The sequence below is a fragment of the Noviherbaspirillum soli genome (assembly GCF_015352955.1).
GTDB lineage: Bacteria > Pseudomonadota > Gammaproteobacteria > Burkholderiales > Burkholderiaceae_D > Noviherbaspirillum_A > Noviherbaspirillum_A soli.
This window is the reverse complement of the sequence record NZ_JACYOX010000011.1, coordinates 98509-119927: the sequence shown is the minus strand read 5'-3', so window position 1 is coordinate 119927 and position 21419 is coordinate 98509. Positions and strand designations below refer to the sequence as shown.

Sequence of the window (21419 nt, the reverse complement as noted above, 5' to 3'; positions counted from 1 at the left end):
TCCTTCTGCCAGGTGAACGCAACGCCTGGATTCATCAATCCTCAGGAGAATCAAATGCACGCAGAAAAACTGTTTGAACAAATGAAGGCGATCGTCGAGCGCGCGGGCTACCCACTGCTCACCAGCTACAAAGTCGACCTCTATGTCCACGACCTTGAATATCTCCGCCAGAACGATGCGCCTGGGGTGAAATTCATGTGGATAGTCCGGGAAAGCGGAACTTACCTCTGCCGGCTGGGAGTGGCGCCACGGGTCAATGCGGAAGTCGACTATGCCATCGACATGCATGACGCCAACCGCCGGGAAGTCTACTTGCTGGACCGGGATGCCGGAACGGTCAAGCTGCTGGACGATGCCACTGCAAAGCGGCGTCTCAAGGAGTTTGACTACAAGGTGGAACGCTGCACGGTGTCGCGTAAAGGCGAACCCATCGCGGTGGCGGATATTCGTCTTACTTCGTGGACTAATGGCAAACCCCAAACAGGAACGGTTCATTACCATACGGGGCAGGAGAAGTTCCCCCTCGAGACGCTCTACGCCTTGCGCTCGCTTGCCGTGTGCTTTGTCATTGAGGCCACACACTCGCTGTTTACGGCAACCGAAAAGATCTACATCGAGGGCACCGATATCAACGAGCTGATCGCAGCGCATCCTCAACGAGTCGTCGAATCACCAGCGCCAGCACAGAGCGCGGAGCAGCAGGGTTTCCTGGAGCTTCTCGCCGCATAAGCAGCCGCATCACTTAATCAGGCTTTGCCTGTCCTTAACCACCAGCCCGGAATCTTCTTTACGAAGATCCGGGCTTTTTCATGACCAAAAATATTTTTCTTACCAAAGCGTGTGAATCCCACGAATACAAACCCGTGTTGGCCATTACCCATATGTAAAGGTGTGACGTGATAACGTCATTTTAATAACTGTTGGGGTCATCCAAGGATGAGACTCAACCCGACATTCCGCTGTCGGTAGGCCAGACGGGCTGGCTATGGGAGTAATCCCCGGTCAGAAGCCCTGTCAGTAACGTATCCCGGACCGAAAGGTCACCCAGAGTCGTGAGACAAAGGGCCGCTGCGAGTATCACGCGGCAAGGGGCAAGCCTCGAACTAGAACGATCAACACATGTGAATCATCGCCTAAAACATCGTAAATGGTATACAGCCATAAGGTACTGTTTAAGGCTGTGGCCAAAATGGCAATGTGGTCTGGTGGACGGGTACTTTACTCCCCCCACGCGGATGTTACGACCGCCGGTGTATAGATGAGATCCGACTAGCTCTGTTATTGAAATGGAACACGGTAAGCCCTACTCGTCGCCCAGCAATGGGCAGGTCAACCGCAAGGAAGACTGTTGGCGGAGAGGGTATGAGATCGGAGAAAAAGCGAATGCCGTCCTGTAACGGGACGGATACGGGTTAAGGAAGCCAGAAGACTGGCAACCGACATGACCTGATGGCGAAAGCCAGCCCACTTCTCCGTGGTCTTGAATCACGACATAGCTTGAAGAACCTTTTTAACAGGAGCAATGCAAATGAACGCCAGCAGCAAGGCGTGTGCGGCTTCTGGCGAATCCCTGTCCTGGCACCAGATCAACTGGCGCGGGGTACATGGAAGCGTAAGGAGGCTGCAGGCACGCATCGTGAAGGCAACTCGGGAAGGTCGATGGAACAAGGTGAAAGCCCTGCAACGGATACTGACCCACTCGTTTAGCGGCAAGGCATTAGCCGTGCGACGGGTTACGGAAAATCGTGGAAGGAAGACGCCGGGGGTGGACAAGGAAACTTGGTCTACTCCGGCATCGAAAACCGCGGCAGTGTTGTCGCTGAGGAGCCATGGGTATCACCCGCAACCCCTCAGACGGATCTACATCCCAAAAAGCAATGGCAAACTCCGGCCGCTCGGCATCCCCACGATGAAGGACAGGGCCATGCAGGCGTTATACCTGCTCGGCCTTGACCCAGTCGCGGAGGTAACGGGCGACCCCAATTCATACGGGTTCAGGAGCCATCGAAGCGCTCACGACGCCATGCATCAGATCTATCTGGAGTTGGCTCGTACAACGAATGCCAAGTGGGTTCTGGAGGGAGATATCAAAGCCTGCTTCGACAACATCAGTCACGACTGGTTGATTGCCAACGTCCCCATGGACAAGGTGATCCTCCGGAAGTGGCTGAAATCGGGATATATGGAGCAAGGCAAACGCTTTGACACAGAGGCTGGTACGCCGCAAGGCGGAATTATTTCACCAGTCTTCGCCAATCTGGCTCTGGACGGTCTGGAAGCGGAACTCCAAAAGGAGTACCGCACCTCCCGGGCTAGAAACGCAGCCAAGATTCACCTCATCCGATATGCGGACGACTTCGTGATCACGGCGGCAACGCCCGAAATCGCCGAGAAGGCCAGGCAGCAGGTAGCCGAGTTTCTGGCTATCCGCGGCATGGCGCTCTCGGAGGAAAAAACGAAAATCGTTCACATTGAAGATGGGTTTGATTTCCTGGGTCAGAACGTACGCAAGTACAACGGCAAATACCTGACGAGACCATCCAAAAAGAGCCAACAGGCGCTGCTTGGAAAAGTTAGGGAAGTGTTAAAGCAACGCACGGCAAAGCAGGAGAACGTGATAGTTCAACTTAACCCGATCATTACGGGGTGGGCGAACTATCACAGGAAGGCTGCGTCGAGCAAAACGTTCTCCAAGATGGATAGCATCATCTGGAGAATGGTCTGGGTCTGGTGCAAGCGTCGACATCCTAACAAGGGTGGAAGATGGATAGCACGCCGGTACTACGGCACGGTCAACGGCAACAAGTGGACCTTTACCACCGCGGTGCATACCGAAAACGGCAAACGGGTTATCTCCCTGCGCCGTCTAACGAGTTTCTCGATCGAACGCCACACGAAGGTCAGGTGGGAGGCCAATCCCTACGACCCTGACTGGGCCAGTTATTACGAAGGTCTGATAAAGACCCGAATGATGACAACCCTGAAGGGTCGGGAAAAGCTGCTAACGATCTGGAAACGGCAGAAAGGGCGCTGCCCGATCTGCTACCAGGCAGTAACGCGGGAGACGGGGTGGGACATCCATCACATCACCCCGCGTGCCAAAGGGGGAGGAGATCAACTCTCCAACCTCGAAATGCTCCATCCCAACTGCCATCGGCAACACCACAACACTACTTCGTAGTTCAACCGGCTTCCGCAAGGAGGCTTATCAAGGCTTGAGCCGTGTGCGGAGTGATTCGCACGCACGGTTCTTAGGGGGGAATGGCGCAGTAATGCGCTGTTCCTACCCGCTACTACGCAAAGTCCTTTGCATCCTTCACTCATTCATAACGCTTTCTAGGAGTCTTCCATGGCACTCGTATTTACGGCTTGCTGCATCACCGGTTGGGTAATTTCGCGTCCTATCGTGAAGGCCCTTGGCGTCTAACCAATCTTTGGTCGTTCTGCGACATCTGATCCACACTCCGAGTTCGCTTATGCGTCTCGGAGTTTTCTTTTTGTGGCCGAGTGGAGTTAAGACCCAAGGCAGAGCCTGTCGACTTCGTGAAGGCGCAGGCAAGATATACGATCAGATCAAACCTGATGAGTATCTTCGTGGAAACATCATCCAACTATTAATATAATCGCAAGCAAGATGATCACGGCATGTGGAGGTCAGACGTTGAGCCGCTATATCCTTCTTCAATACAAGCATGGCCAGGTCCGCCAGGATCACTCCTATGTGCTGGGCACGTTCGATGACCTGCAGCGCGCGCAGGCGACCGCACAGGCGCAGCTGGAGGAGATCAACGAGATTATCGACCGGGATACCTGGCAGATCGTCTGGAGCGCGATCAAGGGGCATCCCCGACTCAGCGCGCAACCACAGCGGCTGAAGAATTAGGCTGGACGCACTTGCTGTATTGCGTGTGACGGCCTAGTACCCTTGCTGCTGGTATCGACACCGCTTGTCCAGAGACGCAATCCTAAATTGGTCGCCTGCGAAAGCCAATTCCTTTCGCGTCATTTCTGCATTATCGTTGCCTTTACGAAACAAAGATTGGCGATCCGGCATTTCCTTCCTCCATAAAAAAGCCCGCTCGTGAGCGGGCTTGGGGTCTCAGGTGCCGACCGGGTCAGGCATTGATACGCGCCATCCGCGCTTCCAGCGTGGAGACGATATGGTCATAGCGGGTGAGGGCAGTGGCGTCCGGCTTGTTCTCGTTCTTCTTCCAGCGATGGATCGTCATGGTGGTCACACCGATCAGGTTGGCGATGCCGGTATTTTCCGTGGTGCCCAGGCGCTGTTCCCAGCCCGCAAGGATTTCGCTCATCGGCTTGTCGAACTTGTTGGCGCGCACACCATTCGTGGTCTTGTGCTCTTCAAGCAGCTGGCGGGCCTTTGCCATGACTTCCTTGGAAACGCTGGCAGTGCGGCCATAGATGTACGAAGACAGGCGGGGCAGGCCGATTCCCAACAGGACAGCGTAATCCTGATTGCGCACGCCCATTTCCTCGCCGATGGAAACCAGCTCCTGCTGGTCCTTGGACAGGATAGTGCGGGTCTGGCCCTTGCGGCGTCCCGGCGTCGTGCTTTTGTAAGTATCCTTCAGATAGCGGCGATCAGGAACTTCCTGTTCCGGCTCGGTCGATGGAGGCACGAACGCCATGAAAGGGACTGCATCGATATTGAATACCCCGGTATCACCCATGCTCATTTCTCCTGTAGCTACTTTGTTCAGATCAGTCATAAATCGTGCGCGCTCGTTGTTTTGGTCAATGAATAAGTCCAGGTCAAACTCTTCCGTTTCCACCAGCCCGACTTGCGTCAGTTCTTCGCCGCGGTCATGCATGGCTTCCACCGAATCATGGTGATAGGTCAGTGTGTTCTCGTCCCGAAGCACTTCCCGGCTGACGTTGTCCGCAATCGCCCAGATCACGTAGTAGACAGCGCGGGAAGCGCGGATCTTCGGCAACATCTTGGCAAAGAAAACAATCATCATGCGCTGGATGACTTCTTCCACGCGCTTCAAATCGACACCATTTTCGAAAGCCCGCTTGCGGCAAATCCCTCGTGCACGAGGGTCGTTAAACAGTGCCAATGCCAGTTTGTCAATAAATGCCTTGTCATCCGTTGGATGCTGCAAGTATTTTTCGATCATCTCCTCGAGTGCCGAGGCCTTGGTGGACTCGTCGATGGGAGGATCTTCTAGGATGACGGCTGACATGGTGGGTGAAAAAGTAACCTGTATTCGGATTCCTTGAAGTATATCGCCTCCGCGCAACATGAGCAAATAAGAATGAATACTGAGTATTTATATGCCGATTCAAATCCGATACACATGACTGGTGTGGATGCCGACTGCGGGCAGGCGAGCCATTGTCATGGCGAAAAAAAACCGCGAGCTGTACGTTCGCGGCTTGGGGTAGGAGGGGTTCATTTCGTCTATGGGTGCTCCGGGTTCATCGACAGGTTGCGGCGCCTGGCGATTTCATCCCGCAGGACAGTAGGCTCGACTGGCTTGTTCAGGACCGGCACTCCGCGTGCCTGTATCTCTCCTGCCTTTTCTGGATGAATGGCTGCGCTGATGACGATCCACATCGGATAGAAGCCCGGCACTTCGCTCAGCAGTTTCCTGAATGTGTCTTCTCCTGTCTCGCCGCGAAGGTTCCAGTCGGTGATCAGGATGTCGATGCGCTCGTTGCATTCCTTGAGTTGGGAGACCATGCCGGCTGAGTCTTTGGCGGCGAGGACAACTGCCCCTTCCAGGCGCAGGTAGTCCACCAGTGAAGTCCTGAGGTTGTCGTTATCCTCGATCAGGGTAATCCACATCCCGTTGATTGATGGAAGGAGCGGGGAGGTTTCGACGGCTTCCAGTTCTGCACTGCCGATCTCCGCTTTTGGCAGCGAGAGCCTGAATCGCGTTCCCTTGCCCGGAATGGACTTTACTGTGATGGCGCCACCGATCGATGTGGCCAGGCCTTTGACGATGGACAGGCCAAGACCGAATCCCTTTTGCGGACCGGGATTGTCACCTCGCTCGAAAACCTCGAAGAGCCGCTGCTGGGTGGCCGGCGAGATGCCGGCGCCCGAGTCCCACACTTCTATATTGATGGCGTCTCCAGCGCTGCGCGCGACCAACATGACTTTCCCTTCTGCCGGGGTATAGCGGATTGCATTTTCCACCAGGTTACGCAGGATTCGCTCCAGAAGGAACGGGTCCGTCCTGACAACGGCATTCGTCCCCCGGCTCCACACGGTCAAATATTTACATCTTGAAAGGTGCAGGGTCTGGTCGATCACTTTTTCAAACATCACCTGCAGTGAAAGCGGTTTGCATTCGGCCTTGTGCAGCCCAGAATTAATCTGTTCGAGCTGAATGATGTCCTTGCACAGCCGCTGCAGTACGGATGCGGCGGTGCGCATCGAATTGAGCGGGCCGCCAAAGCGCTCCATGTCTTCAATCCTCTTTTCAAAGCTGCCGAGACAATTGAGCATCGTGTGAATCGGCTGCGCCAGGTCGTGGCCAGCACCCAGCAGGAACATCTTGTGCTGATATGCCATCTCTTTCGTCGCCTTGGCGATGGCTTCGGTCTCGATCGCCTGGTGCTTCGATGCCATCACCTGGTCGATCCAGATGTTGTGTCGCTTCATCATCTGGCTCAGTGCCATGCGAATGCCCTTGGAGACCGTCATGCCAGCCATCAGGGTGACCAATGCAGCAACGAGATACACGTTTGCATGGTCGCCTGAAAAATGAAAGAGTATGTTCGGAAGCCATGCTGGCGCCCAGAGGGCCAGGAACCCCCACGGGGATGCATACAGCGACGGCATGCTGGTGAAGGTCAGCGTAACCAACGCGAGCAGGAGGAAATGTTGTCCTTCATCGCTGACCTCATTGAAGAACAGCAGGCCTGCAGCGCCCCAGATCAGACCCGAGGCAATCGCGGCCGCGGCACGTTGGGGAATTGCCTGGCCAAAATTAACATGCTGGCCTTCTATTAGCGGCTTCTGGACGGGGGAAAGCGTCACTCCGCTCAGGCCGGAATCGGTGCCCGTGAGGGTGTTTTTGAGCTTTGCATATATCAAGTTGCGAACAACGATTAGCGTAAAGCTGGCGGCAACCCATAGCCAGGAAACCACGGAGAGACAATTCGTAGCAGACGGTTTGGCGTAGGCTTGGGTTACCCAGAAAATGAACAGAGTACCAACCGTGGCCGTGCCGCACGACAGGAGCATTTGCGGCAAACCGACCAGCAGATTGAAGTCAAGACGGCGCACACCTGGTGAGTTCAGGATGGAAGTAGACATGGGAGGGATCATTCAGATCCGCCAGTTTCCGCAGACAGGAAACAGAACTGCTGGAAACTGGCGAAGAAAAGACAGGTCAGACGCGGTGAGTGGTTGGAAACGTGCGTGGGATATAGCCGCATTTGGTAGCCTGTGCTCCGAAGTCGGTGCGGTTCTTTACATTCAAAAAGCCGTAAATCTGTCGCAGATAATTCTTGACCGTGCCGTCCGTGATGTTGAGCTCACGGGCGATTTCCTTGTTGGACAGCGCGGCGATCGCCAGATCCATCACCGCACGCTGACGATCTGTCAGCTTCAATGCACGATCCAGAAAGTGGGATGTGCAATTGTTGTCCCAGGAAGGAAAGACTTCGCCGCCAGCGAGAACGGTGTGGATCGCCTCGATCAGCACGTCGGTGTTGTCAGTCTTTGAGACATAGCCTTTTGCACCCAGCCCCCTGCAGGAATTGACGGCTGCCTGCTCCACCAATCCGGAGATCATCAGGACCGGAATTCTGGGCCCTGAAAATGCCTGCATGCAGGTGAGCAGTTCCGCGCCGTTTTCCGCGCCCAAGCCTAGATCACAAATGACCAGGGCGACCGCCGGACCATCCTTGGCGAACAGGATGGCCCTGGCAGCAGTAAGGTTCGTGCAGGTCAAATAATCATAGTCGGGGATGTGATGCTCAAGCATGGACTTCAGTCCAGCCGCCAGCATGGGGTGATCATCAATAATAAGGATCGTCATGGCGTACCCGATTCGACAGACTGTAACTAAAGGTGGTATGGAGCGAATCTATTTCCAGTTAGTTACTTTCGGCATATGCCGAAAGACATATTGTGGCATATGTTTCCCGTGGGCAAAATGTCGTTATTCGTTACCGCGGAAGAAACAACGGTAACCGCACACGAAACACACACATTTTTTGGGGAAACATCATGGTTGTTGCAAATACTGCAGTGGAAATGGGTTTGGACATGCTGGGCTACGCTGATGTCTCGAAAATTGGTGGGCAGGCAACGCCATCGGCACGCAAGCTGAAGCAGGCACTGTTGTCATATCCGGAAGGTCGCGCCGAGATCGTGCTGGCCAGCCTTTTCCTGGAAATGCAGAACGCGACCTCGCTGGACGATGTGCGCAAAGTCATCCCGAATTACGAGCGCCTGGTCGATACCACTGCAGCAGCAATCTAAGGCTGAGCAGTGCTTCAAGCCGGGGCCGATGGCGCGCGTGCCATATCAGACGAAAAAAAGCCCACCATGAAAACATGGTGGGCTTGCTACTTCAGGGCTGGCTAGACTGACGTGACCGTCAGATTGCCAGTGTCATCGACGATGACGTTAAAAGAATGACCTCGCAGCGCATCGAACCGATGCACCCCGCCTTGTGACAACAGCATTTTGACAGCGGTGCCGAGGTCCTTCGTGCGGTGCAGCGTGACAAGTGCCTGGAAGTGTTGATCGTCCGTGTCCCGATCGTCTTCCTCGAACTGGTCGTTGTCGCCCACATAGGAACTGGCCTGCATGACCGCGTTCCAGCCGCTGGCTTTGGCTGGTACAGCGACTTCGCCAAATGCGCAGAAAACCGCTTCGTCATCGAACGTCACGGCGTGCTGATCAAGCGTTAAGGTCACACTGTCGCAGAAACGCACCCTGGCATCGATATACATGCCCTGAAACATCTGCATCGTGCCTTCATCACCGTTGAGGGTAACGACGACCTTTTCGGCGTTTTCCTCCAGATCCACCTGGTGTTGATCCGCCCAGTGGCCAGCAGGGAGACTCGACACCACCATCCAGCGCTTTTTATACGCCAGCATGTGTACCGGTATCGTTTCTTCGCTTGGCGATCCCAGACAGAGGACGTTCTCTCCCGACTCCACAGACTCCCGGGTAATGCCGGCCACAACAGGCGACCGGAATAGACAATCCCTGTTGAGCACCGGCTCAGGAGCATACTCCAGCGCCGACATTGGCAAATACGGAATATCCAGCAGCATCTCGGACAGGCCGAGTTGCGGCAGTACATGCCAGTATTTCTCCGCGAAGGCTTCGCAACCCATTTCCGCCTTGTGTGCCTCCAGGATTTTCTCCTGTTCGATGCGCACGACGTTCTGGATGCACTGTACTGCCTCCTTTTCGTCGATCAGCTGCGACCTGTCTGGCATGCGTGCGTCAAACTGCGTCGCATCCAGGTGGACGATGTTCCGGTCCTCCCAGGAAAAGCCCGAATTGTAGATGGGCAGTCCCTGCAGATAGACCTCGATCCCGCTGGTGAGTTGCGGTTTGCTGTCGTGATAGCCGCGCAGATGGATATGGCCAACGGCTGTCTCCAGCGTTGCCAGTGCAGACAGGGCGTGCTTGCGCGCGACCTGCACACCGTCGAGCGTGACCTCGATGGGAAAACCCTTGGCAAAGCGGGTCAGCGCATCGACCACGTTCTTTTTCGGCAGCGTCATGCCTTGCAGCGTGATGCGGGTGCCGCCAATGAAGTCGGACGGTTCTTCGGCAATACTGGCGAAGCGCAGAACAGCTTCGGTTTCGAAGGCGATCCTGCGGCCGCGCGACTCGACGGTGACATGCTTCCCACTATGCAGCGCACTGAAGAAGCCCTGCCCGAAGGCATGCTCTCTGGCCACCAGTTCTGCATCCCATCCCGACTCGGAGAGGGTAAGCAGCTTCTGGAAGTCATCGATACCTTTGCCATTGTCGACCACCACCAGCGTCCCATCCTCCGAATAGGAGAACTGGACCATCGTGGCGCCAGCGCGGCGGGCATTCTGCATCATTTCAGACAGCACGTTGACCGAGTTGGAAAACGAAAAACGCATGTTGCGAACCAGGTTTGGCACATTGACTTGCAGGGAAACAGCATTCATTAAAATCTCCTGAGTAAAAAAGAAAGGGCAAAGGCACTTGCGGTGTCTTCGTGCTAGGAGATGAATGACAAGGAAATGGAAAGAAAAACGCCACCTCTCGAATTCGAGCGGTGGCGTCGGTGCTACACAGTTAAGATGAACCCTTCGTCTTCTGGTTGCGTGGCCGTGACAGCCGGTTTGACGGAAGAAGGGGACATGGGCGGTGTTGCTGCCTTGAGCGATGCCAGTGCGGCAACCGGTGCCGGCGATGCCTTTGCTTCTTTCAGCACCGATACCTTGATGGACTCGGAACTGCCTTTACGGTACGACTCCAGATCCGCATCAGCAATGCCGACCCCCTTGGCTTTGAGCAGCGCATCGTAATCCACAGCGCCCTTGCGGGTCACCCTGGTCACGGACACGCCACTGCCTTCACGCTTGGTTTGATCGCCCGGCAGCATGCTCACCAGTATGGCGCGCGCCTGTTTTTCCATTTCTTCAGCATGTTCCACGGCTTGTGAGGCCATGATCCATTCCGCTGCGGCGGCAGCCCATTCGTCTGTCGACCAGGTCCTGGACATGACGTGATCCCAGAATGCGTTGGCGGCCGTGATGATTTCCAGGATACGGGCCTCATTCCGAACGACATCGAGAAGCACGCCTTTTTCTCCGTCAAACGAGTAGTAGTGCATTTTCGGCAAACCGGTCACCAGCAACTGCTGCTGGCACTGATCTGCAAAGCATGCCGGAACCACGCCGTTCAAGGCTGACTGGTGCGCTTCCGCCCCAGGACATTTGATTTCGACGATCATGTCTTCGTGAAAGCTCATGCCGTCAAGCGACGCCCGGAGGATGGGAACTTCGACGTACTCCGCAGTCGTTGGGACGACCACATTGCCGGTCAGCTGCTGATAGGCGATCCGGGCTTTTGGCTCGAGTGCATGTCCGCGCAGCTGGGCAGGGTTAGGCTTGGGCGCCGGCATGATCCCGGTTTTAAGCTTGAACAGGGTGTACGGCGTCATGTAGTGCGACTTCCCCATGATGATCGGCGCCTCGGAAGCCCCGAGGCCTTTTTGCCGCCACGCGAGCCATTCAGCGGAACCCTGAATGGATTCCGGCCCGGTGATGATGCGCATTGTCATTGATGTTCTCCTATAGGTTGAATCCGCAGAAAGCGGCCAAGCTCCGCGAAAGCCTGGTACCTGTGAAATGTCGAACGCCCATTGGTAATCGGGGAAAGGGAGAAGAAAAGGAAAAAGAAAAGCGCCCCATCCTTGAAGGGATGAGGCGCGGGTTGGTTATTTGTCGAGAACGACGGTGACGGTTCGAACTTGGGTGCCGACGCTCTTGAAGGAGCCATCCGGGTTATCCCACATCCGGCCATGACGTTCGACCAGATTGCGGAACGCGACGGACTTGGCGTTGTTGCGGAAGGTGACACTTGCTGCCATGATGGCAACCAGCCGACCGCCTTCCCTGACCATCGACCATGCGTGCAGCACATGATCGATATCGGCCTGACGCGAAAATGGCGGATTCATTAGGACCCGATCGAACCCATCCTCCGATTGAAAGAACAGGAAGTCTGTCTGGACCGGAGAAAACCCCAGACCCTTGAGGACATCGATATTGCATGCCTGCAGTTCCACGACGAGAACGTTATGTGCACCGACGATTGCCGAGGCTTCGATTGCGATGTTACCTATCCCGGCACTCGGCTCCAGCACCGTCATGCCCGGCTCCAGTTGTGCTTCTTCGACCAGCGCCTTGGCCAGCGCCGACGGCGTTGGGAAAAACCCGAAGTTCTCAGTTCGTTCCGGGCGGCCGTAGGTGCCTGTCTTGATGACCCCTTCGATCAGATCCGTGGGATCTTTTCCAAAGACGTGGCCCGTGACTTTTCGGTTCCAGGTGCCGCCCAGCGCCGTCAGCGCCGCATCGACACGCCGGTAGTCAGCCGCATCCAGCTTGCGAGGAAACCGGACGATGTTGCCATCGGTGGTGGCCTCCGCGAACAACTCGATCAGGGAAAGATCGGCGACCTGACGGGCTGGCGCCGATACATCCTCTGGAACGGGCTGATGTGACTCCACCAGGCAATCCGCATACGACGCTGCGACTTCTTCCCAGCTTACTTCCCCCTCAGACCAGCTCGGAATCCAGATCACATTTCCCCGAACCCCCTCGCTCTGATCGCTATCTTCCCGGACGCGCTTGACCTTGAATTTTGCGGACAGGCGCGTCGGGCATACCTGACGGTTCGCTCCCACGAAATTTTATATTTGATGATAGATCGACGATTCCTGCTGCAGATACATACAGGTCCAGTAGGTCGTTGAGTTGACGTATCCGTTGTACTCATCGGGATTGAACTTTTTGACCGGCTGCGCGGCCCACAATGCTTCGAGTTCCAGTTGACGCACTTCCATTTGCTTCTCCTGACAGGTTGAAATAAGGCCGCTTGCGGTGGCCTGACAGGGGAGGTATGAGATACGCCAGAAGATAAGAGAGGGGGGATACTTGGGGAGATATCCCGGTCCGCTGATGGAACCGGGGAGGGTGAGACTGTTAGATCAGTAGTCGAGAGGCGGCTGCCTGGCTTCGGACCAGTAGGCATTCCATTTTGCCGCGTAGGTAGCAACGACCTCGGGATTGTTCCAGATCGCCATGGCATTCTCGGCATTCCGGGTCGCTGCACTTGCCGAGTAATTGAAGCTGCCAAGCTCCATGTGCTTGCCGTCCGAAAGGACAAATTTGTGGTGAAAAATCGCGTACTTGTCGATCACCCGCACCGGGATACCGGCGTTTGCCAACGTAGCAACGGCATGCTTACCCTTGCAGGCGCCGCGATCGCCGCAGCCTTCGACGAAATTATTCCGGTAGTCGACAATGGCGGCGACTTCTACGCCGCGCTTGTGAGCGGCAAGCAGGGCGGAGACGACGGGCGCCGATGTGAAGGAATAGGCAGCGACGCGAAGCGACTTCGTTGACGAATTGATCACCTTGAGGACCACTTCTTCAGCGCCTTGGTTAGGCGAGAAACCCACTTCGATCTGCTGGCCAGCAGGCGCTGCAACCGGTCGACTGCCTGCGAAGGAGCGGAGGACTTCATCCGCACGTTTTAATGAGAAGTCATTTGCATGAGAAATGGAGGCAGCAACCAGCGCTGCCAACAGGCTGAACTGAATAGTTTTCACTGGATTTAGAGAGTGGATGTCGTTTGAATGAAAAGGCCACCGTGCAAGAAGGGGCGGGGATCAGGTATAGCGAAGTTGTAATTTATTCAGATTTAACGGCTAGGGAGCATGCATGAAACTGGCATCAAACGTACGGCTCGAGGAGCACCCGAGCCGCACAATGGTATTCATACTTATTCAAACATCGTGTCCAGCCCCATCAGCATTTGATACTGTAATGGGGTGATCTTGTCGGGATCTACTGGGCCTTCTTCCCCAATAGGCGTTACGGAAGGAGATTCCGCATGGACGCTTGAGGGAGGTGAAATGGCTATATCAGTTGGTTGCTGTAGGACGGCAGGTTCCCGAGGGGGCGGTAGCGACTGGCCAACGCTGGGCACGTCCACGGACTGCGAAGGCTCTGGTTCGCCAGCGGCATCCCTCGTTGACGAAACGGCGGGTGTCGTTTCTTCTTGAGTAGCGCGCAGCGCGCGCTTGGGTTTGGCTGGCTGGGCTAACGGTCTTGTCGATGGCCGACGTGTTGTTTGAGCTTTCTTTTTAAGCTGACGAGTGCCTGAAAGTCCGCCCGGGCCGCTTACAACAGATTCGAACGCGTCGTGTAGCGTACCCTCTGCCTCGCGCGCCAGGAACCATTGATAAACGATGGCACGCAGGCCTGGTCCTTCGTAGCCAAACGGCAAAGTCGACAGAAACTCCAGCAAGCCAGGGCAGTGCGCTTCTTGAATGTCCACAGCAATTCGCCGGTGCGTTTCTTCGGGGTCGAACTGTTTGATGTACCGCGCCATGGATCACTCCTTAAAATTTGCCTGTGCGTGCCGCGCTCTTTTTGCCGGGCGACGTCTGGGTGGTTGAACGCTTCACCCGTGGCGCCGGCGATACGGGCCGCGCTTTGACTGCCTGATGCTTTTTCTTTGCAACTGTCTGACGCAAATTCAATACTTCCCGCTGTACTCCTTTGGGGAGCCTGTTGTCAGGGCGTCCGCCAAGGCCGCAAAGTGCGTTCGCAATGGCCTGGTCCAAATTGCCTTGATGCTCAAGGAACCACTGATAGGTAACTGCACGGAGTAACGAAGATTCGTGGCCGTAAGGAAGCTGAGAGAGAAATTCAAGAAAACCAGGGCAATTCTCTTCCTTGATTTCCATTGTTATGCGCCTCTGCGGTTCGCTCGGGTCGTATTGACGAATGATCCTAGCCATTGACTACCACCTTTTGTTTGGCTGTTATGGATGCAGCGCGTTTGAGAAGCTGGCCTTTTCCGAACCGGCAAAAACCTTCGGCAACAGCCATCCGCGGTTCGGGCAGCAGGACAATATGGGGCCATTGCGCTACCAGACTGTCATAGATAATCGGTGCTCCCCCGCCGGCCAAAAGTATTCCGTCCACAGTGGCAGCTTCCGCGGCAAGTAGTGCGTTTGTTTTTGCCATGATCTTCGCCACGATAAAGTTTGCGGCTTCTGCGACTTCCGAAGCGACATCCTTGACGCCGAAATGGCGGATTTTCTTGGTACGCAATGCTTCTTCACACGCTACAGGTGAAGCATCAATGCTTTTTGCCGCCAGGATGCGAGCGAGCTGTTCTGCCGCCATAAACACACCTTCGCAAGAGTCGGACTTGCGGTCGATATGTACCCCTTCCTTCATCAAAAGGAAGTCGGTCGTGAAATGCCCCACTTCGATCACCGCCCACGACTTCTTACGACCAATCTCGTCAGCAAAATTTTCAGAAACGGGAAGGCCATTGGCGCTCAGGAGGAAGGACAGAAACGCACCCATCGGCTGGGATAACGCTTTCACGTCAGCGTTCGGCATCGCCTTTCGGGTAATTTCCTCCAGTCGATCACGCTGCTTGCTATATAGGGCGGCGGGGGTCCCGACCACCACGTAAGCAGTTTCCAGTCCCGGCACACCTATACGCTTCAGCCGCTTCAGGGCAGACAACACCAACGCCTGGTATTCCAGTGTTTCGGTCCAGTCATTCGAGAGACCAATGGATGCAGTCACGCCGCCTTGCAGACGTGCGGTGTCGCCGGTGAAGTACTTGCGACCTTCGACGATCACCGTTTCAGGTTCAGCCGCGCGGATGGAGTTCTCGTCGGTCAGTTCAATGCCCTGGCAAACCAGCGCAGGATAAGTCACCTGGTACTGGTTGTGGTGGGCTGACGCAACAACCTTTACGGCGCTTCGGCCGATATCAAGGCCGATGAGGGTTTGTTCGTACATTAGAAATTCCTATGGATAAGTTATACGAGAAGGACTCACTAATTCGGCAAGATCAAGTGCCGGTTCATGCGGTTGATCTGCACATCGGATGGGCTTTGACCTTGTGGACATACGACTTGCTAATTGCTATTTGGTACAAATACATGTTGTTTGTCTACAAGATACATACTTAATTTTATATTACAATACGTGGACTGACAATCCTGAGAAAACTTATAACCAAACTCGTTGGATTTCTGATCGTTGCACACACCCCCTAACCCTTACTTAAACTATGGCGTTGCACACCCCCCCTAACCTTGATGAAATCATGGCCCTCGTCTCCCAAAGCCGTGACGTGGCCAGCACCCTGGCTGAACTGGTGATTCAAGTCGATATTCAGCTCTCAAAAATCGATTCAGCGCTGAGCAAATTGCAGCCTCGGAAGAGCGGCAAGTTACGAATTCATTGGTGGAAAAGCCGTGGGAAGATGGTCCCCACCGTAGCGAAATGGCTATATGTCCGCCCTGGTCTATGGCGAGCAGAGCGCGTAGGTTTGGAATCACTCGTTCTTGTTGTGAAAACATCTCACGAGTGGCGGGCAGACTCTCCCGTTGTCAAAGATCTCATGCGAATGACGAAGCGACTTTTTGTGCTGCGTGCCCGGGCGCTGGAAACGATTCAAAACTTCAAGAAGGCTGAAGCGCTAAGTACGTCGAATCAAGAGTCACTTGAATTAATGAACGCGGATCTCGACGGCCTGCTCGAAGCCTTGGAGAACCGAACAGATAGTCCCGACTCTGAGCCGGAGCTTTCCTCTCCCGTCTTGCTCGAAATGGAGCCTGAAGACGACGACTGACTTCCACTAAGTCCTTTCCTTCCTCTTTCCCCTTTCACAACTTCCCGGCCGGGTCTGGCTCCTAGACCTGGCAGTCCTCCTGACCCGTATCAAAATGGCCATGACCGGCTGACTTCCGAGACTGACTGGCTTGCCTCCTGGCCGGCCTGGTCAATCTGACCCGTGTCAAAAGGTCCGAGACTTTTCTGGCTCCTGCTGAGTCGTGCCTGCCTCCTTCTGCCGATCGACCGGCGTCCCCCTTTCTTTCTTTGCCCGGTGAAGTGGCCGTTGCATTGCCGGTGAGTGCCGTCCGAGGGGATCAAGAGAGGGGAGAGGGAAGTGTCGATGGGCGACTCATCCTCCCGGGAACTTGCTTGTGCTGGATGCGCAGTGGGGCAACTTGTCCATGCGGCGCAAGTGCTGGTCGGCTTTTCCGGGGACCGCTACTTGTCCAGGGTTGGCGCAGGCAGGCTGCAGGGCTTTGCGCGGCTTGCTTCCTTTTTCATCTTGGTCATCTTGGTTGTCTTGCCTACTTGCGCACGCAAGCGAACTTCCCGGCCGTGAAGACTGCCGACCAGGTCGACCATCCGTCCGAGCCTGCCTTGGCCACCCCGTTCCGGCCCCTGTCGTGGGCTACCGGCCACCGCCCGTCTTCCTCCTCGCTCCCGGTTCAACTTCGTTTCACCATCCGCTCAACACCCTGACCCGTGTCAAAAGCCCTTGCTCTGGGCTGGCGCTGCAGCGGCGCGCGGCTCCGGGTCGGCTTTGCTTGTTCCTGAAGCGAGGACAGGCGATTGAGTGGATAGAAGCGAAGACCAGCGTGGCTCTTGTCCGTCGTGCGGCACCAGCTTTCCTTTTGTTCGGTCAGTCGGGTCGGCACTTGTCCATGCGGCGCAGACAGGATTAGGCTTCTTTTGCACATGGCGGATCTTGACTGCCCCGGTTGGCCCCGAGTTCGACCCGATCCGGGTATCCGCGGGGGCCCTCTCTTTTCTCTCTCTCTTCTTTTTCCTCTGACGGCACGAACGACCGGCCCGGTTGCATTGACCGCTTCGACTGCCTCGACCATCCGGCCCAGACCCTGCCTGCTCCGGCTAGTTGCCCCGGAATCCTCGCCGCGAAGCCTCCCCGCACCTGATACCAAGCCAGCCCCGAGCAACGGCGCCCCTTCCTCCATCGTTCACCAGGTTCAACTGCGTTTCACCTGCGCTACCCGGCTGACCAGTGTCAAAAGGCTTTGGCCCCGTACCCGGTCCAGGGTACCCCGGCACTTCCTCGATCGCTCACCAGGTTCAACTGCGTTTCACCTGCGCTGACAGGCACACCTGTGTCATAAGGTCCTGGCCTGGCCCGCCCCGCCTACCGATCAACGCGGACTGCTGTCTTTTTCATCCGGCGCAAGCATGGCCCCGCTTGCCCCCCTTTCTTTGTTCGGTATGCCTTTGGCTCGGTCCTGTCCGCGACTGGCGTCTTTTCAACAGCGGGAGGGGGAGGGCATCGGTTTGGAGTGATCGTTGTTCAAGTGCGTAAACGGCGGCGCCATTTGCAAAGTGCTTCCATGTTCCACCATCAGTAGGTTGAAGGGCGGACCCATGATGCGACCGGCGTGGTTTGCGGGAGGTCGTGGCAGGGATGGGCTGTGTGAACACAAGGGCCGGGATGGGTGCTTGCTCTTTCTTTGCCTCCTGGGCGAGCCGTTTGAACATGAAGGCAGGGATGGGCTGTGTGAACACAATGGCCGGGATGGGCGGTTGCTCTTTCCTTGCCTCTTGACCAAGCCGTTTGAACATGAGGGCTGAAACTGGCGCTTCTTCGCACCTTGACCCTTGGCCGAGCCGTTTGAACATGATGGTTGGGACTCGCCCTTGCTCTTGTCCTTTCTCATGGCCGAGGCTTGTGAACATGAATAACCGTTCCCGTGCGGGATGTACTGACTCCGCCTGCGCCTTGCCTTTCACCAGCCTGTTGACCGGGCTATCCAGCTTCTCTCACTCAACCGGACAATGAGGATGAGCCGGTACGGGCATCCTTTGCCTTTCTTCCCCTGTACCCGCCTCGGAGACACCAATTCCCCGAGCTGAGGTTTACACTCGCCACCCGGCATAAATGCTTGTGCCGGCGAAGCTATATGGCACCCGTCAACGGCATAAATACTTGTGTCGGCAGAACAGGTATACGCGCTACCGCCTAAGCATAAATCGTTGTGCATCCGTCCTCGTGTGACGATCAAGCCCTGTAAGGAAGTGTATCTCTATGCACCGCATTTATAGGCTGGCCCAAGGCATAAACTGTTGTGCAGGCGCGCAGCGCTCCATAACACGTAGCCCTAATAATTGTTGATGATAGGAAATACAGATGGTATAGTAGACACAAATGGTTGTGCCGCACTGAAGGAAGTTCATCGTGTGCACAGCTGCCGTGATCCCCGGCCGAATGCCAGTGCGGGGGGACTGAACAAGTAAGGCCTCATATAAGGGGCGAGGAAAAAAAAGCATGGAAGAAAGCACCATCACCCTGACGACCGAACAGCGCGGCATCGTCAAGAGCAACGCCCCGTATCTGGTTGTCGAAGCCTCCGCCGGCGCCAGCAAGACTTTCACCCTGGTCCAGTACGCGCTGGCGCGGCCCTACGAACGAATGCTGTATGTCGCTTTCAACAAGGCGATCCAGATGGAAGCGCAGGCCAAGTTTCCGCCGAACGTCCAGTGCAAGACCACCCATTCCCTTGCGTTCCCCTATACCGGCCGCCTGTATGCCCATAAGACCGGCATGCTGCGTCCCAATGACGTCATGCGGTTCTACAGCATTCCGGTCCTGGCCGCGACGTACCTGGTAAGCACCATTGACCGCTTCATCGCCTCGGCTGATCGCACCATCCTCGTCGACCATGTGCCGCCCGAGGTGCCTGTTGCGAGTCGCGCCCTTGTGCTGGAGAAGGCCACTGCATTGTGGGAGGAGGTCAAGAATGTCGACAACACCCAGTTGCGCATGCCGCATGACGGTTACCTGAAACTGTTCCAGCTCTCCAACCCGGACCTGTCAGCGAAATATCAGGCGATCCTGTTTGACGAATTTCAGGATGCCAATCCCTGTACGGCGGCTATCTATGTCAATCAGAAATGCAAGAAGGTGCTGGTAGGCGATCGTCACCAGTCGATCTACGGTTTTCGGCATGCGATGCATGCCTTTGAAATGATCGAAGGGGAGCCTGAGCGTCATTCCCTGACGCACAGCTTCCGCTTCGGCCGCGGCGTGGCCACTGTGTCGAACCACCTGCTCAAGTGCTTCAAGAAAGAGGAGCGCAGCATCATCGGCCGCGGCGTGGCAGAACTGACCCATGCGCGGGCGGATCGTACCCGGCAGTACGCCATTATCTGCCGCACGAACGCGAAGGTGTTTGCCAACGCGGTTGCCCTGCTCAACACCAAGAAGGTGCATTTCGTCGGGGGGATCGATACTTACCCGCTGGGCAAGCTGCTCGATGTTTTCCAGATCTGGAACAAGACGCCTGGCGCGATCACCGATCCGTTCTTCCGCGCCTTTGAGGATCTGGACGAGCTGGAAGCCTACGCTCACGCAGTGGACGACAAGGAAATCATGTCGCTCATGAGCGCGGTGAAAGATTACGGGCACAACCTGCCGGGCCTGGTCGCCAATGTGCGGGCACAAAACTGCGCAAACCGCGACGAGGCCGATGTGCTGGTGATGACGGTCCACCGGGCAAAAGGGCTGGAATTCGATCAGGTCGTGATGGAGAATGACTTCGAAGAATTGCTGGACGAGCATGGCAAGTTCCGCGACATGAGCGGCGATGAAATGGAGCAGGAAGTCAACATGCTCTATGTCGGCATGACTCGCGCCATCACCGCTCTGGAAATCAACCAGAATATGCGCAGCTTCCTGGATTTGTGGAAAACGCACCTTGCCGGGCATCCGTTGCAGGTTGGAACGCCGGTGCCGGCCGGTGCGCCGCCAGTCGCATTGAAGGAAGCAGAGGAAGTCATTCATGCGGCAAAAGCAGGTATTCAGGCGCCGGTTGCTCCTGACCCGCACTTCATCCGGGAAACCGCCATCGAGAAATTTATCGTTCGCACCTCCCGGTTGGACGAGCAGTTAATCGCCAAAGAGCTGGGCGTCCCGGTAGAAGATATCGTCGCCAGCGCCGTCAAGATGATCCTCGAAACCCGGCTTTGCCTTCACTACTGGGAAAAGAACGCGGCCGTCATGGGCGCTTTCCAGGCACATTTCAAGAAGAGGCAGAATGGCCAAGGATGATTTTGTCCGGATCGTCTATCCCAAGACGGTCGATGGCCGAAAGAAGCGTACATCGATCTCGGTCGACCCGGACCTGTACCACGTCTTCACGCTCATACGGGGATCGGTGCCGGCCGCGCGGGCGCAGCTTCGCATCTGGGCTATCGATGTGGAAGGCCAGCGCACCGAGGAACTGGCGCGGATCGGCGCATCCCGGCTGGTCGGGCGCCGCGTCATGGCCGAGATCCGCACGCTGGTCGAACGCGGGCTCAAAGTGACGCATCCCCATGAACCGAAGGAAGCCCTCGCGCGCCCTGTGAAAGCCAAGGCGCAGCGGGACGGCGTGCAATGAGTCCTTTACGAACGCTGAACATTGTCGTCATGGGTGTAGCCACCGCCGGCGTGATCTGGCTGGCCAGGCACCCCCAGTGGCTTTATGCGGCACTGCTGGCGCTGGCTACCTTCATCGGCTGGCCACTGGTGTTCGTCTGGTTTTTCGGACAGCACATCACCTTGCCGCGCCGGCCTCACGCTCCAGGCAAAGAAGAACCGAACAAGGAAAAAAGAAGTGATTACGACGCTTAGAACAATGCTGGCGCAAAAGACCGCGCTGACGAAATGGAGTCTGCATGGCCTCAATGCCGGCATAACGGTCCTGACCCTCATCCCCTTTGCGCCGGCCAGCCTGGAGCAATGGCGCATGCCGCTGGTCTGGGGCAGTTCACTGGTGTCGGTGGCAGGCGCTGCCGGCGTGATGGTCGCATACAGGCGAGCCAAACAAGCTTGAATACTAACCCCTGTGCTG

The 21419-nt window shown here is 56.1% G+C and carries 20 protein-coding genes; 9 read left to right on the top strand and 11 right to left on the bottom strand.

What is annotated here, in order from left to right; genetic code table 11:
- The first annotated feature begins 54 nt into the window (after positions 1–54).
- From IGW04_RS10970 to IGW04_RS10960, 3 genes are all read left to right on the top strand, one after another.
- The gene (locus IGW04_RS10970) at positions 55–729 is read left to right on the top strand and encodes a hypothetical protein (RefSeq protein ID WP_194713113.1); all 675 of its coding nucleotides are present in this window, start codon (positions 55–57) and stop codon (positions 727–729) included.
- A gap of 799 nt (positions 730–1528) precedes the next feature.
- Positions 1529–3181, top strand: a complete 1653-nt coding sequence (ltrA, locus tag IGW04_RS10965) for a group II intron reverse transcriptase/maturase (RefSeq protein ID WP_194713112.1) — start codon at positions 1529–1531, stop codon at positions 3179–3181.
- A 480-nt stretch (positions 3182–3661) separates the two neighbouring features.
- Positions 3662–3883: a hypothetical protein gene (locus IGW04_RS10960; protein WP_194713111.1), complete on the top strand. Its 222-nt coding sequence runs from the start codon at positions 3662–3664 to the stop codon at positions 3881–3883.
- A gap of 232 nt (positions 3884–4115) precedes the next feature.
- Here IGW04_RS10960 and IGW04_RS25700 read toward each other — a convergent pair whose 3' ends face one another.
- The 3 genes from IGW04_RS25700 to IGW04_RS10945 all read right to left on the bottom strand — a co-directional run bounded on the left by IGW04_RS25700 (position 4116) and on the right by IGW04_RS10945 (position 8018).
- Complete coding sequence (locus IGW04_RS25700; RefSeq protein WP_228527003.1) at positions 4116–5207, bottom strand: hypothetical protein; 1092 nt, start codon at positions 5205–5207, stop codon at positions 4116–4118.
- A gap of 218 nt (positions 5208–5425) precedes the next feature.
- Complete coding sequence (locus IGW04_RS10950) at positions 5426–7291, bottom strand: ATP-binding protein (protein ID WP_194713110.1); 1866 nt, start codon at positions 7289–7291, stop codon at positions 5426–5428.
- 76 nt (positions 7292–7367) lie between these two features.
- Entirely contained in the window at positions 7368–8018 is a 651-nt protein-coding gene (locus IGW04_RS10945; protein ID WP_194713109.1) for a response regulator, read from the bottom strand.
- A 224-nt stretch (positions 8019–8242) separates the two neighbouring features.
- On the opposite strand from IGW04_RS10945, the gene IGW04_RS10940 reads away from it, so the two are divergent.
- Entirely contained in the window at positions 8243–8464 is a 222-nt protein-coding gene (locus IGW04_RS10940; RefSeq protein WP_228527002.1) for a hypothetical protein, read from the top strand.
- A 101-nt stretch (positions 8465–8565) separates the two neighbouring features.
- Here the strand turns inward: IGW04_RS10940 and IGW04_RS10935 are convergent, their stop codons facing one another.
- From IGW04_RS10935 to IGW04_RS10900, 8 genes are all read right to left on the bottom strand, one after another.
- Positions 8566–10149, bottom strand: coding sequence for an ATP-binding protein (locus IGW04_RS10935; protein ID WP_194713107.1), 1584 nt, complete (start codon positions 10147–10149; stop codon positions 8566–8568).
- Positions 10150–10271: 122 nt separating this feature from the next.
- On the bottom strand, positions 10272–11264 hold the full coding sequence (locus IGW04_RS10930) for a lambda-exonuclease family protein (RefSeq protein WP_194713106.1): 993 nt from the start codon (positions 11262–11264) through the stop codon (positions 10272–10274).
- Positions 11265–11426: 162 nt separating this feature from the next.
- Positions 11427–12395: a DNA methyltransferase family protein gene (locus IGW04_RS10925; protein WP_194713105.1), complete on the bottom strand. Its 969-nt coding sequence runs from the start codon at positions 12393–12395 to the stop codon at positions 11427–11429.
- Between the two features lie 6 nt (positions 12396–12401).
- Positions 12402–12554: a hypothetical protein gene (locus tag IGW04_RS10920; protein ID WP_194713104.1), complete on the bottom strand. Its 153-nt coding sequence runs from the start codon at positions 12552–12554 to the stop codon at positions 12402–12404.
- A 144-nt stretch (positions 12555–12698) separates the two neighbouring features.
- The gene (locus IGW04_RS10915) at positions 12699–13322 is read right to left on the bottom strand and encodes a phospholipase D family nuclease (protein WP_194713103.1); all 624 of its coding nucleotides are present in this window, start codon (positions 13320–13322) and stop codon (positions 12699–12701) included.
- A gap of 173 nt (positions 13323–13495) precedes the next feature.
- Positions 13496–14107 carry a hypothetical protein gene (locus IGW04_RS10910; protein ID WP_194713102.1) on the bottom strand — a complete coding sequence of 204 codons (612 nt, stop codon included), beginning with the start codon at positions 14105–14107 and terminating at the stop codon, positions 13496–13498.
- Between the two features lie 10 nt (positions 14108–14117).
- A complete protein-coding gene (locus IGW04_RS10905) occupies positions 14118–14465 on the bottom strand; it encodes a hypothetical protein (RefSeq protein WP_194713101.1) in 348 nt (115 codons plus the stop codon).
- Positions 14466–14511: 46 nt separating this feature from the next.
- Entirely contained in the window at positions 14512–15543 is a 1032-nt protein-coding gene (locus IGW04_RS10900) for a ParM/StbA family protein (RefSeq protein ID WP_194713100.1), read from the bottom strand.
- 310 nt (positions 15544–15853) lie between these two features.
- On the opposite strand from IGW04_RS10900, the gene IGW04_RS10895 reads away from it, so the two are divergent.
- The 5 genes from IGW04_RS10895 (at position 15854) to IGW04_RS10875 (ending at position 21401) form a co-directional block, all read left to right on the top strand.
- On the top strand, positions 15854–16381 hold the full coding sequence (locus tag IGW04_RS10895; RefSeq protein ID WP_194713099.1) for a hypothetical protein: 528 nt from the start codon (positions 15854–15856) through the stop codon (positions 16379–16381).
- A gap of 2472 nt (positions 16382–18853) precedes the next feature.
- Positions 18854–20635 (top strand): UvrD-helicase domain-containing protein, encoded by a 1782-nt coding sequence (locus IGW04_RS10890; RefSeq protein WP_194713098.1) that lies wholly within the window; start codon positions 18854–18856, stop codon positions 20633–20635.
- On the top strand, positions 20622–20966 hold the full coding sequence (locus tag IGW04_RS10885) for a hypothetical protein (RefSeq protein WP_194713097.1): 345 nt from the start codon (positions 20622–20624) through the stop codon (positions 20964–20966). Before IGW04_RS10890 ends, IGW04_RS10885 begins: the two co-directional genes overlap by 14 nt.
- Complete coding sequence (locus IGW04_RS10880) at positions 20963–21199, top strand: hypothetical protein (protein ID WP_194713096.1); 237 nt, start codon at positions 20963–20965, stop codon at positions 21197–21199. Before IGW04_RS10885 ends, IGW04_RS10880 begins: the two co-directional genes overlap by 4 nt.
- On the top strand, positions 21183–21401 hold the full coding sequence (locus IGW04_RS10875) for a hypothetical protein (protein ID WP_194713095.1): 219 nt from the start codon (positions 21183–21185) through the stop codon (positions 21399–21401). The genes IGW04_RS10880 and IGW04_RS10875 overlap by 17 nt, the downstream gene beginning before the upstream one ends.
- Positions 21402–21419: the final 18 nt, after the last annotated feature.